General features: G+C 64.6%; 12 protein-coding genes. 9 read left to right on the top strand and 3 right to left on the bottom strand.

Features of this window, described 5'->3' with window-relative positions; translation table 11 throughout:
• The first annotated feature begins 12 nt into the window (after window positions 1-12).
• Entirely contained in the window at window positions 13-426 is a 414-nt protein-coding gene (gene arfB, locus LLJ08_RS12825; RefSeq protein ID WP_003297653.1) for an alternative ribosome rescue aminoacyl-tRNA hydrolase ArfB, read from the top strand.
• Window positions 427-462: 36 nt separating this feature from the next.
• Here the strand turns inward: arfB and LLJ08_RS12820 are convergent, their stop codons facing one another.
• The 3 genes from LLJ08_RS12820 to LLJ08_RS12810 form a co-directional block, all read right to left on the bottom strand.
• On the bottom strand, window positions 463-1779 hold the full coding sequence (locus LLJ08_RS12820) for an MFS transporter (protein WP_014820620.1): 1317 nt from the start codon (window positions 1777-1779) through the stop codon (window positions 463-465).
• 140 nt (window positions 1780-1919) lie between these two features.
• Complete coding sequence (locus LLJ08_RS12815) at window positions 1920-3245, bottom strand: DUF2254 domain-containing protein (RefSeq protein WP_090523501.1); 1326 nt, start codon at window positions 3243-3245, stop codon at window positions 1920-1922.
• Between the two features lie 72 nt (window positions 3246-3317).
• Window positions 3318-4211, bottom strand: a complete 894-nt coding sequence (locus tag LLJ08_RS12810) for a LysR family transcriptional regulator (RefSeq protein ID WP_228207194.1) — start codon at window positions 4209-4211, stop codon at window positions 3318-3320.
• Between the two features lie 125 nt (window positions 4212-4336).
• Between LLJ08_RS12810 and LLJ08_RS12805 the strand changes: the two genes are divergently transcribed.
• The 8 genes from LLJ08_RS12805 (at window position 4337) to LLJ08_RS12770 (ending at window position 12864) form a co-directional block, all read left to right on the top strand.
• Window positions 4337-5158 (top strand): HTD2 family dehydratase, encoded by an 822-nt coding sequence (locus LLJ08_RS12805; protein WP_228207193.1) that lies wholly within the window; start codon window positions 4337-4339, stop codon window positions 5156-5158.
• 205 nt (window positions 5159-5363) lie between these two features.
• Window positions 5364-6545 (top strand): acyl-CoA dehydrogenase family protein, encoded by a 1182-nt coding sequence (locus tag LLJ08_RS12800; protein WP_228207191.1) that lies wholly within the window; start codon window positions 5364-5366, stop codon window positions 6543-6545.
• Between the two features lie 114 nt (window positions 6546-6659).
• Window positions 6660-7052: a VOC family protein gene (locus tag LLJ08_RS12795; protein ID WP_101275445.1), complete on the top strand. Its 393-nt coding sequence runs from the start codon at window positions 6660-6662 to the stop codon at window positions 7050-7052.
• On the top strand, window positions 7049-8401 hold the full coding sequence (locus tag LLJ08_RS12790; protein ID WP_228207190.1) for an MmgE/PrpD family protein: 1353 nt from the start codon (window positions 7049-7051) through the stop codon (window positions 8399-8401). The genes LLJ08_RS12795 and LLJ08_RS12790 overlap by 4 nt, the downstream gene beginning before the upstream one ends.
• Window positions 8402-8689: 288 nt before the next feature.
• A complete protein-coding gene (locus LLJ08_RS12785; protein ID WP_228207189.1) occupies window positions 8690-9895 on the top strand; it encodes a CaiB/BaiF CoA transferase family protein in 1206 nt (401 codons plus the stop codon).
• A 20-nt stretch (window positions 9896-9915) separates the two neighbouring features.
• Window positions 9916-10743 carry an HpcH/HpaI aldolase/citrate lyase family protein gene (locus LLJ08_RS12780; RefSeq protein WP_228207188.1) on the top strand — a complete coding sequence of 276 codons (828 nt, stop codon included), beginning with the start codon at window positions 9916-9918 and terminating at the stop codon, window positions 10741-10743.
• 54 nt (window positions 10744-10797) lie between these two features.
• Complete coding sequence (locus LLJ08_RS12775; RefSeq protein ID WP_228207187.1) at window positions 10798-11787, top strand: TRAP transporter substrate-binding protein; 990 nt, start codon at window positions 10798-10800, stop codon at window positions 11785-11787.
• Window positions 11788-11940: 153 nt separating this feature from the next.
• Window positions 11941-12864 (top strand): alpha/beta fold hydrolase, encoded by a 924-nt coding sequence (locus LLJ08_RS12770; RefSeq protein WP_228207186.1) that lies wholly within the window; start codon window positions 11941-11943, stop codon window positions 12862-12864.
• The last annotated feature ends 130 nt before the right edge of the window (window positions 12865-12994 follow it).

Genomic DNA, 12994 nt, shown 5'->3' with positions numbered 1-12994 from the left:
CCGCGAGCTTTCATGCTGGAAATTTCCAATGCCGTGCAGTTGCCGGATGCCGAGATCGAACTGACTGCCATCCGCGCCCAGGGTGCGGGCGGGCAGAACGTCAACAAGGTTTCCAGCGCGTTGCACTTGCGCTTCGACATCCAGGCGTCGTCATTACCGCCGTTCTATAAGGAGCGGCTGCTGGCCCTCCGCGACAGCCGGATCACCAGCGAAGGCGTGGTCGTCATCAAGGCGCAGCGGTATCGAACCCAGGAGCAGAACCGCCTCGATGCGCTGGAGCGACTGGCTGAACTGATTCGCAGCGTGGCCAAGGTGGAGAAGGCGCGCCGCCCGACCAAGCCGACGCTCGGCTCGAAGAAGCGCCGGCTCGAAGGCAAAACCAAGCGCGGCGCGATCAAGGCAGGGCGGGGGAAGGTCGACTTCTGATCGGCCTGTGTCGCCACGCCGCCGCGGAGCAGCCGGCTACAGGGTGCCGGTCCGTGGTGGCATCGGCTCGTCCTGCGCGACCGGATGCTCGTCGACCATTTCCGCCTCGTTGGCCGGCGCAGCATCAGCTTCGACTTCCGGGGTGTCGGGCATCAGCTCCAGCACGGTATGGCTGGTACGCAGCATGGGTGTGAAATGACCGTGCGGCTCGGTGACCAAATCCACTACGCGACGCGGGCGCCAGAACGAGTAGATCGCGAGGATGCCCAGCGACACGGCGAAGAATAGTGGCAGGGCGATATGGCCGAACAGGTGCATCAGACCACCGGCCACCACCGGGCCGAACGCCGCACCGAAGCCGTTGGCCAGCAAAAGGCCGCTGGAACCCGAAAGGATTTCGTCCGGGTGCAACTGATCGACCATCTGCGCAACGGCTATCGAATAGATCGAAAATGCCAGCCCGCCCCAGAGAAACATCAGCCCCAGCAGCAGCGAGCCGGACAGGATCGGTGTGATCACCAGCGCCAGGACCGCCGCGATCGCCACCACCCAGAGCAGCACGACACGCCGGTCATGCTTGTCCGAAAACAGCCCGATTGGCCATTGCAGCACCGCGCCGCCGAGAATCGTGATGCTCATCAGCAGGCCGACACCGGCGGCATCGAAACCGACCTGGCTCGCATATACCGGCGCCAGACCCCAGAAACCGCCCAGCGTGAGCCCGGAAATACCGGCCGCCATCAACGGCAGCGGGGCGATGCGCGCCAGTTGCAGCAAATCGGTGGCTGGCATGTCCGGCAGCGCGGGTTGCGCCTGGCGGGTCAGGGTGATCGGCATCAGCGCGCTGCTGATGAGGATGGCGGCCAGCGCGAACAGCGTGAAGTTCATCGGCGTGTCGAGGCTCAACAGCTGTTGTGCAGCCGCCAGCGCGCCGAGGTTAACCGCCATGTATAGGGCAAAAACCTGGCCGCGCTTTTCGCCGCTGACCTGCGCGTTCAGCCAGCTTTCGATGACCATGTACAGCGTGACCAGCGACACCCCGTAGAGCACCCGCAGTACAAGCCACACCCACGGGTTGACGATCAGCACGTGCACCAGTACGGCGACCGCCGCCAGCGCGGCATAAAAGGCGAAGGTGCGGATGTGGCCGATGCGGCGGATCAGCGAGGGCGCCAGCCAGGTGCCGATCAGGAAGCCGGCGAAATAGCCGGACATCAGCAGGCCGATCATGCCGGTGGAGTAGCCTTCGGCAACGCCGCGCAGCGTAAGCAAAGTATTGAGCAGCCCGTGCCCGAGCAGGAGCAGAGCCACGCCAGCGAGCAGGGAGCTGATAGGTGCGATCAAGGTTTTCATCGGGACACCCTAAATAACGAGATGGCTGAAAACAAGTCGCGGCGCGTCCTGCGTCGAGCACAACGAAATGCAACTGTTTGATTTGTAAATGATTGAGGCGGGCCGGGCTGTCGTGCCTCCGCCCAGGGCAGAGCGCATGTTCAGGACTCCCGCGTCAGCGTGTTCTCCAGCGGCTCGGCGTGACGCACAGCCTGGTTCAGTAACTGCACAGCCTCGGCTACGGCGCAGCGATCCAGCGCGCCGTTCAGCGAGGTGGATGCCTGTTCGAGGATCGCCTGGGCGTGGTGCAGGATCACCCGTTCGTCCTCGGCGTCCGTCGCGCTGAAGAGGAGGTTCTTGCACGCCTGAAGCAGGGTCAGCAGCACCTGCAGGTCCTCTTTGCCGTATGCACGCAGCGAGCCGAAGGCCAGCAGGAGCATCTGATGCAGATCGAGCTCGCTGAGGAAGACCCGTGGCGCACCCTGTTCGGGGGCGACATCGTAGTCGGGCAACTTCATTCGTTCGCTGAGCAGCACGCCTATCATGTCGATCGCCTTGATCGCCGTTCCCGGATCATTGATGCCTGGGCTTAGCGCGCGTACGGCAATCTCGATGATCTGCTTGAAGCCGAAGAAAAAATGCCGGTGGGCGTATTCCTCGACGTAGAAATCGAAACAGTCGAGCAACTGCGTGACGCATTGTTCGTCCAGCTCTTTGCTCAGCCGGATCAACGGATGGCCGGGCATGACGAAAAAGCCGTAGTGCACCTGCACGGTCATACAGGCGTCCTGTTCGTTGAGCAGATCCTGCACCGCAGAGATGTTCAGCGCCTTGAAATAGCCGGAGCGCCGCGCCCGGACGGTCTGCCAGCCGCTGTCGTCCGGCCAGTCGGCGACTTCGCAACGCTCCAGTCGCTCCCGTCGTTGTTGCAGCTGGGCGTAGGTCTGCTTGTAAACGCGATTGAGGATGTAATCCACCTGGATCGACAGCGATATGGAGCGAATGAAGTACACGAACAAACACAGGCAGATCACCGCGAGCCCCAGCGCCAGGAAGATGCCCAGGCTCGGTACGTTGATGTCGTCGCCTTCCTGAATGGTCGAGATCAGCATCAGCGAATCGATGATCGTGCCGAGATAGACGCCGAGCACCACTTGATGGCTGCGGCTGCTGATCAGCCCGGGAATGACTCGCGGTGACAGCGACGAGGCGGCCGAGTTGAGCACCACCATCACCATCGAGAAGCTGAACACCATCAGCGAAATGATCCCGCCGACCAGCGTGCCGAGGATCAACCGGGCGTTCTCGGCGTTCTTCACCAGCCCCAGATCCAGGTCTTCCTTGTACGGCTGCAGCCAGGTCATCTCCAGCAGGATCGTAACGACGCAAAGGACGGCCAAGCCGAGGGCGATCAGGGTCGGGTAGAAGGCGATGCTGCCGGTGACTCGGTGATACAGCCGGAACAGTCGATTGGTCAGTGCGGACATGGTGGCTCCCTGCGATGGTCCGCCGAAGCGGGGCTACCCGCCTTTCGGCAGCATCCGGCGCGTAACGTTCGCTCACGCCTTGTCGTCGGGAACGAGAGTCGCGATCAGTGCACGAACGCTACCGGGCAGCGCGTCCAGTTCGCGAACCAGAATGCTGCGCTCGCGCACCGCCCAGGGTTCGTCCAGTGCCACCAGCGCAAGCTGCATGGTGCGGCTGTGCCGCCTTGCCGCGGATTCGGGAATGATACCGATGCCCACACCGGCCTCGATCATCCGGCACACCGCTTCGAAGCTGGAGACCTGGATGCGCAGCGATAGCTGACCACCGAGCCTTTCCACTTGATCGCGCAGGAAGGTCAGCAGCGTGCTGCCCTCATGCAGGCCGATGTGCTGGTAGGCCAGCGTCTGGCGCAGCGTGAGCTGTTGCTCGCCTGCCAGCGGATGGCCGATCGGCACGGCGAGCAGCAGGCGGTCGGTGCTGAAGTGCAGCACCTGCAGTCCCTCGGCGCGCACCGGCCCGGCGATGATGCCCATGTCGGTGCTGCCGTCGAGCACGCCACGGACGATGTCGCGGCTCAGCCTTTCCTGCAGGTCAACGCTTACGCCGGGGCGCTCGGCGAGAAAGCCCGCCAGCACTTCCGGCAGAAATTCGGTCACCGCGGTGGTGTTGGCGAAGATACGGATATGTCCGGCCGAATCGGTGCCGTATTCGGTGAACTCGCTCTTCAGGTAATCGACCTGACGCATGATTAGCCGTGCGTGCTGCAGCAGCTTGTGTCCGGCCGGCGTCAGCTCGACACCGCGGCTGTCGCGATAGAGCAAGCGACTGTCGAGCTGGCTTTCCAGCGCCTTGATGCGAGCGCTGGCCGCTGCCGGTGACAGATGGGCACGGCGCGCGCCCTGGGTCAGGCTCGGGGATTCGGCGATATGGATGAACAGACGCAGGTCCGCCAGATCGAAATGCATGCTTGATACCGGTACTTGGAACGGCGTTCAGCTTAGCCGAACGCTGGTGTCGGTAAATATAAATTCACGGAACGCCGCCGTCGTAGCATTCTCCAGCGAAACAAAGACAACGACCGGAAGCCGCAATGACCGATATCTCTGCCTGGATTGGCCGCAGCGAAGAAGTGCACGACCAGCTCAGCCGCAACCTGCTGATGCGCATCGCCGCCACATTCGGCGAAACAACGCCCGCTTATGGCGAGGCGTTGCCGCCGTTGTGGCAATGGTGCTTCTTTCAGGAGCCCATCGCCGAGAGCGGCCTGGGCGAGGACGGTCACCCGGCGCGCGGCGGCTTCCTGCCCCCGGCCGATAACCGCAACCGCATGTGGGCCGGCGGCCGGGTCGAGTTTCTTCGTCCGCTGGAGGCCGGTGGCGAGGCGCGGCGGGTATCTACCATCAAGCAAGCCGAGGAAAAACACGGGCGCACCGGTGCGCTGCTGTTCGTCACCCTGCAGCACGACTACCTGCAGGACGGTCGTCTGGCCATCCGCGAAGAGCAGGACATCGTCTACCGTGAGCCCAGCCCACCGAAGACCAGCAGCGGCGAACCCATGGTTGCCGGTGGCTGGCGCGAGGCGGTAACGCCGACGCCGACGCTGCTGTTCCGCTATTCGGCGGTCACCTTTAACGGCCATCGCATCCATTACGACTGGCCCTACGTCACTGAGGCCGAGGGCTATGCCGGTCTGGTCGTTCACGGCCCGCTGATCGCCACGCTGAACCTGCGCGCCTTTTGCCGCGCCAATCCCGACGCCCGCCTGCGGCGCTTTGCCTACCGTGGCCTGCGCCCGCTGATCACACCGCAGCCGTTCGAGGTCGGCGGACGCATCGTCGCGCCGGGCAAGGCCGAACTCTGGGCCGGCGATCACAACGGCTTGGCACAGAAGGCCGAAGTGGAATTCGACTGAGGTGTATGGCGGGACTCTGCCCCCTCACCCTAACCCTCTCCCCTAGGGGGCGAGGGGACTGGTCGGTGTCCGGCTTTAGATTGGTGTACACGCGATGCCATCTGCCAAGGCATAACCTCCGACCGTACACCGGATAGCTCCCTCGCCCCTCTGGGGAGAGGGCTGGGGTGAGGGGCGACCTCTCTAACAACGAGAACGTATCGAGATGACGACGAATCACAACTACCAGGACGCCAGGCACGAAGAACTCAATTTCATCCGCGAAGGCGTGCGTGCCCTCTGTGCCGAATTTCCCGCCGAGTACTGGCGCAGGATCGACGAGGAGAAGGGCTTTCCGGAAGCCTTCGTCACGGCCATGACCGAAGCCGGATGGCTATCGGCGATGATCCCGGAAGAGTACGGCGGCTCGGGCCTGGGCCTGGCCGAAGCCTCCGTGATTCTCGAGGAAGTGAACCACTGCGGAGGCAACTCCGGGACCATCCACGGGCAGATGTACAACATGTTCACCCTGCTCAGAAACGGCAGCGAGGAGCAGAAGCGCTACTACCTGCCGAAGCTGGCCAGCGGCGAGCTGCGCTTGCAGTCCATGGGCGTGACCGAACCCACCACCGGCACCGACACCACCAAGATCAAGACCACTGCTGTGCGCCGGGGCGACAAGTACGTGATCAACGGGCAGAAGGTGTGGATCTCGCGCATCCAGCATTCCGACCTGATGATCCTGCTGGCACGCACCACGCCGCTGGCCGAGGTGCAGCGCAAGTCCGAGGGCATGTCGATCTTTCTCGTCGACCTGCGCGAGGCCATCGGCAACGGCCTGACCGTGCAGCCGATCGCCAACATGGTCAACCACGAGACCAACGAGCTGTTCTTCGACAACCTGGAGATTCCCGCCAGTAGCCTGATTGGCGAGGAGGGCAAGGGCTTTCGCTACATACTCGACGGCCTGAATGCCGAACGCACGCTGATCGCCGCCGAGTGCATCGGGGACGGCCGCTGGTTCGTCGAGAAGTCCGCGCAGTACGCCCGCGACCGTGTGGTGTTCGGCCGGCCCATCGGGCAGAACCAGGGCGTGCAGTTCCCCATCGCCGAAGCGCATATCGAGATCGAGGCCGCCGACCTGATGCGCTGGCGCGCCTGCGAGGAATACGACAGCGGCCGCAACGCCGGAGCCGCGGCCAACATGGCCAAGTACCTGGCAGCCAAGGCCAGCTGGGAGGCAGCCAACGCCTGCCTGCAGACCCACGGCGGCTTCGGCTTCGCCAACGAATACGACGTCGAGCGCAAGTTCCGCGAGACGCGGCTGTACCAGGTGGCGCCGATCTCCACCAACCTGATCCTGTCGTACGTGGCCGAGCACTTGCTCGAGTTGCCGCGCTCGTTCTAACGGAGCCAAACGTAGGGTGGAAAACGGCGAAGCCTTTTCCACGCGTATCGAACAGGCGACACAGGTGGTGGAAATGCTCCGCGATTTCCACCCTACGAAAAAGGGAAGTGCGTCATGAATATCAGCCACCTCGACCATCTGGTCCTCACCGTCGCCGATATCGAAAAGACGGTGGACTTCTACACCCGCGTGCTCGGCATGCAGCTGGTGACCTTCGGCGAAGGGCGCAAGGCGCTGACCTTCGGCAATCAGAAGATCAATCTGCATCAGGCCGGGCGCGAGTTCGAGCCCAAGGCCGAGCGGCCGACGCCGGGTTCGGCGGACCTGTGCTTTATCGTCGCCACGCCATTGGATCGAGTCATTGCGCATCTGGAAACGCAGGGCGTCTCGATCATCGAAGGCCCAGTGCAACGCACCGGCGCCACCGGCCCGATCCGCTCGGTGTATGTGCGCGACCCCGATCTGAACCTCATCGAACTGTCCAACTCAATGGAGTCTCGCGCATGAGCCAACACACCCAGGCGCTGACCGAATTCCTTGCCGGGCTCACCTATGAGCAGATCCCCGAGCCGGTGCTGGCCCGCACCGAAGACCTCTTTCTCGACTGGCTCGGCTCGGCCCTGGCCAGCGCAGGCTCGCATCCGATTCCGCTGTTCGAGCGTTACGCGCAGAGGATGGGCCCGGCCGACGGACCGGCGCGCATTCTGGTCAACGGCCAGAGCAGCTCCGCCTATTTCGCCGCGCTGGTGAACGCCGCCAGCTCGCACCTGGTGGAGCAGGATGATCTGCATAACAGCTCCGTGCTGCACCCGGCCACGGTGGTCTTCCCGGCCGCGCTGGCGGCGGCGCAGGATCTGGGCAAGTCCGGCCGCGAGCTTCTGATGGCCTCGGTTGCCGGTTACGAGGCGGGTATCCGCATCGGCGAATTCCTCGGCCGCTCGCATTACCGCATCTTCCATACCACGGCGACCGTCGGCACCCTGGCTGCCGCGATGGCCGTAGGCAAGCTGATGAACTTCGACCAGCAGCAGTTCACCCACCTGCTCGGCAGCGCCGGCACCCAGGCCGCGGGGCTGTGGGAGTTTCTTCGTGACGCGGCCGACTCCAAGCAGCTGCACACGGCCAAGGCCGCTGCCGATGGTCTGCTCGCCGCCTACCTGACCGCCGATGGCCTGACTGGCGCGCAGAACATCCTCGAAGGCGAGCAGGGCATGGCTGCCGGTATGTCCCGCGATGCCGAGCCGAGCAAGCTGTCCGACCGCCTCGGCACCCGCTGGGCGCTGGCGGAAACCTCCTTCAAGTTCCACGCCTCCTGCCGGCATACCCACCCGGCCGCCGATGCGTTGCTGGCGTTGATGCAGCGCGAAGGGCTCGGGTCCGATGACATCGCCTCGGTCACCACCCGCGTGCACCAGGGCGCGATCGACGTGCTCGGCCGCGTGACGGTGCCGCAAACGGTGCATCAGGCCAAGTTTTCCATGGGCACCGTGCTCGGGCTGATCGCCCTGTACGGCAAGGCCGGCCTGACCGAATTCCACAGCCATGCGCTCAGCGACCCGCGCGTCGGCGAGTTTCGCGAGAGGGTCTCGATGACCCTCGATCCTGAGGTCGACGGCGCCTACCCGGCGCGCTGGCTCGGTCGTGTCGAAGTGACCACCGCCGATGGCCGCACGCTGCACGGCGCCATAGACGAGCCCAAGGGCGATCCGGGCAACACGCTGAGCCGCGCCGAGCTGGAAGACAAATTCCGCCGCCTGGTGCAGTTCTCCGCGGCGCGTAGTGATGACGAGGCGGGCGAATTGATCGACAGGGTCTGGCGTTTGCTCGACCTGGAGCGCCTGGACGAGCTGGCCTGAACGTAGGGTGGATGACGGCGAAGCCTCATCCACCAACACGGCGCCGGAGTCGCAGAGCCTGAACACACGCGTGGAAAAGGCGTTGCCGTTTTCCACCCTACGCCGAATTTGCAGTACCACAGCGACACGCTCCGGGGGCTGAAGCCCACCCTACAAGAAGCTGAATCGTAGGGTGGATGACGGCGAAGCCTCATCCACCTGACCAGCTCCAGAGTCCCAAGGGCTTGAACACACGCGTTGGTAAGGCGTTGCCGTTTTCACCCAGCGCCAGATTTGCAGGAACCGAATATGACCGATATCCAAGCCAAACCCCGCCCACTCGATGGCATCACCGTGGTCAGCCTCGAGCACGCCATCGCCGCGCCGTTCTGCACGCGCCAGCTGGCCGATCTCGGCGCGCGGGTGATCAAGATCGAGCGGCCCGGTGCCGGCGATTTCGCCCGCGGTTATGACGAGCGGGTCGATGGCCTGGCCTCGCATTTCGTCTGGACCAACCGCTCCAAGGAGAGCCTGAGCCTGGACGTGAAGCAGGATGCCGCCGCGCAGGTGCTCGACCAGCTGCTGGCGGGTGCCGATGTGCTGGTGCAGAACCTGGCGCCCGGTGCCGCGGCGCGTATGGGGCTGTCCTTCGACGCGCTGCACGAGCGTTTCCCGCGGCTGATCGTCTGCGACATCTCCGGCTACGGCGAGGGCGGCCCCTACGAGCAGAAGAAGGCCTATGACCTGCTGATCCAGAGCGAGGGCGGCTTTCTCTCCGTCACCGGTGGACCGGGTGAGACCGAGATGGCCAAGGCCGGCTGCTCCATTGCCGATATCGCCGCGGGCATGTACGCCTACACCGGCGTGCTTTCAGCGCTGATGCTGCGCGACAAGACGGGCGAGGGCACCCGCGTCGACGTTTCAATGCTCGAAAGCCTGGTGGAGTGGATGGGCTACCCGTTGTACTACGCCTACAAGGGCGCGACGCCGCCGCCGCGTGCCGGCGCCGCCCACGCCACCATCTACCCCTACGGCCCGTTCCCCACCGGTGACGGCGGCACGGTGATGCTCGGCCTGCAGAACGAGCGTGAGTGGCTGGCGTTCTGCGACAAGGTGCTGCTGCAGCCGGAGCTGGCGCAGGACGAGCGCTTCTCGAGCAACGCCCGGCGTTCGGAGCATCGCACCGAATTGCGTGCACTTATCGTCGAGGCGTTCAGCCACCTGAGCGCCGAGGAGGTGATTGCCCGGCTGGATGCCGCGCCGATCGCCAATGCGCATGTCAACGACATGGCCGGTGTCTGGGCGCATCCGCAGCTCAAGGCCCGCCAGCGCTGGAGCGAGGTGGACAGCCCGGCCGGTCGCTTGCCTGCGCTGCTGCCGCCGGGACGCAACAGCGCCTTCGCCCCGCGCATGGATCCGATCCCCGCGCTGGGCCAGCACACCGACAGTCTGCTGGCCGAGCTGGGTTACGCCCCCGGCGACATTCAGCGCTTGCACGAGCAGGGCGCGGTATGAGCGTGCCCAGGAACCAGCCCATGAACTCATCGATCATCCGTAGCGCGCTGTTCGTCCCGGCGACCCGCCCGGAGCGCATTCCCAAAGCACTGGCGAGCGGCGCCGACGCGGTCATCGTCGACCTCGAGGATGCGGTCGCGGAGAACCTTAAGGCAGAGGCGAGGGGCAACCTCGATGCCTTCCTCGCGGCCAACCCGGTGGTGCGCGTGCTGGTGCGCATCAACGCGCCAACCCATGCCGAGCAGGCCGCGGACCTGGCGCTTTGTGCCCGTCATGCTGGCGTCGCCAGCGTGCTGCTGCCGAAGGTCGAAAGCGCGGTGCAGGTTGCGCTGGCGGCCAGCTGCGGCAAGCCGGTCTGGCCAATCGTCGAAAGTGCCCGCGGGCTGGCCAATCTGGCGGAAATTGCCGACGCCCAGGGTGTCGAGCGGCTGTCCTTCGGCGCGCTGGACCTGGGCCTCGATCTCGGCCTGGCCAATGGCAGCGCCGGCGCCGAGCGCATGCTTGACCAGGCACGCTATGCGCTGCTGCTGCAGTCGCGATTGGCCGGACTGGCAGAGCCGCTGGACAGCGTCTTTCCCGACATCAAGAACCTCGAGGGCCTCGCCCGTGCCGCTGCCGATGCTCGTGACATGGGCTTTGGCGGCCTGCTGTGCATCCATCCGAGCCAGGTGGCCGTGGTGCACGAAACCCTGATGCCCAGTGCCGCGGAACTGGACTGGGCGCAACGCATCCTCGCCGCCGGAGCTTCCGGCGATGGGGTTTTCGTGGTGGATGGACAGATGGTCGACGCCCCCGTCATCGGCCGTGCCCGTCGCCTGCTGCAACGTGCCGGACAAGCGGTGCCCTGACCGCAACGCTTGCCTGCGAAACGTACCAACCGACAAAAACAAGAGGGTACTTCCATGCTGAGTAACAAGCTCAAGGCACTCGCCTGCGCGCTTTCTTTCACCGTCGCCGGGCTGGTGCATGCCGATCCCGTGACCATCAAGTTCGCCCATGTAGTGGCGGACAACACGCCGAAGGGGCAGGGCGCCCTGCTGTTCAAGAAACTCGCCGAGGAACGCCTGCCCGGCAAGGTGAAGGTCGAGGTCTACCCGAACTCCTCGCTGTTCGGCGACGGCAAGGAAATGGAGGCCCTGCTGCTGGGTGATGTGCACATGCTGGCGCCTTCGCTGGCCAAGTTCGAGCATTACGCCAAGGCCATCCAGATATTCGATCTGCCGTTCCTGTTCGACGACCTGGCCGCTGCCGACCGCTTCCAGAGCAGCCCGCAGGGCCGGGCGCTGCTGACCGCGATGGAGGACAAGAACATCACCGGTCTGGCCTATTGGCACAACGGCATGAAGCAGCTCTCGGCCAACAAGCCGCTGCGCGAACCCAAGGACGCGCGCGGCCTGAAGTTCCGCGTGCAGGCCTCCGCGGTGCTCGACGAGCAGTTCAAGGTGGTACGCGCCAACCCGCGCAAGATGAGCTTCGCCGAGGTCTACCAGGGCCTGCAGACCGGTGTGGTCAATGGCACCGAGAACACCTGGTCGAACTACGAAAGCCAGAAGGTCCATGAGGTACAGCCGTACATGACCGCGTCCGATCATGGCCTGATCGACTACATGGTGATCACCAACACCAAGTTCTGGAAAGGCTTGCCGGATGATGTGCGCAGCGAGCTGGAAGCGATCATGGCTGAGGTCACCGTCGAGGTTAACCGCCAGGCGGACGAACTCAATCAGAAGGCGCGCCAGACCATCGCCGCCTCCGGCAAGACCGAAATCATCGAGCTGACCCCCGAGCAACGCGCGATGTGGCGCGAGGCGATGAAACCGGTGTGGAAGAAGTTCGAGAGCGAGATCGGCGTCGAGCTGATCGAGGCGGCGCAGGCAGCCAACCGCTCCTGACACCAAACCATCCGCCTGAGCGGGGCGCAGTGTGCTCCCGCCCAGGTGCTTATCGGTCAACCATGCGGCGCCCGCCCAGATGAGACGGGCCTGCTTTTTTTACCCAGACGAAGGCTTATGCTGACCGCTCGACCAACGTAAGGAGACGCCGGCATGAGTCGCTATGCCTTTGTCAGCACGCCGGTGCTGGATATTGCTTATCTCGAATGGAATCCCCGTGGCCAACAGGTCGCCGTGCTGGTGCATGGATGGCCGGACTGCGCGGAGAGCTGGACCGAGGTCGCCGAGCGCCTGGCCGCAGCAGGCTACCGCGTGCTCTGCCCGACGCTGCGTGGTTTCGGCCAGACGCGCTTTATCGACCCACTGACCCCACGTAGCGGCCAGCTGGCCGCACTGGGCCGCGATCTCTTGGACTTCATCGATGCGCTGCGCCTCGACCAGCCGGTGCTGGTCGGCCACGACTGGGGCGCGCGGGCTGTGGCGAATGCCTGCGGGCTGCGCCATCACGCCGCCGCACGGCTGGTAATGCTCGCGGTGGGCTACGGCACCAATGACCCGAACCAGCACATCTCGCTGAGCCAGGCGCGCAACTACTGGTACCACTGGTACATGGCCACCCCGCGCGGCGAGCAGACGGTAATCGAGGATCGCGCGGCCTTCACGCGGCTGCTGTGGGATACCTGGTCACCGGCCGGCTGGTACGCCGAGGCGGATTTCATCCAGGCGCTGGAGGCTTTCGACAACCCGGACTGGGCTGCCGTGGTACTGCATTCCTATCGCCACCGCTGGGGCTTCGTCGACGGCGATCCTGCATATGCATCGGACGAGGCGCTGCTGCAACCGGCCCCGGTGCTCGCCGTGCCGACGCTGGTGCTGCACGGCGAGGCCGATACCTGCAACGCACCGGAAACCTCGGCCGGGCGTGAGGCCTTGTTCAGCGGCCCATACCACCGACAGCTATTGCCGGGCGTCGGCCATTTCCCCCAGCGCGAAGCGCCACAGGCGGTGGTCGAGGCGATTCTGCAGTTCTGTCAGGGATTGAGCCTGTTGCTAGATGCTGCGGACGGAGAGACCTAACTGTTTCTCTGGCCTGCAGTGGTTGGTTTTTCTAGGGCTCTGCTAGGCCTGCCGCTTGTGCTTGCCAGTTTTTTGCGGCTCTACACGGCATGGAATCTAGACGCCTTATCGACACGGCAATGGTGGAGCG

The sequence above is a fragment of the Stutzerimonas chloritidismutans genome (assembly GCF_020783375.1).
Classification (GTDB): Bacteria; Pseudomonadota; Gammaproteobacteria; order Pseudomonadales; family Pseudomonadaceae; genus Stutzerimonas; species Stutzerimonas kunmingensis.
This window is presented reverse-complemented; position numbering and strand designations above follow the sequence as displayed.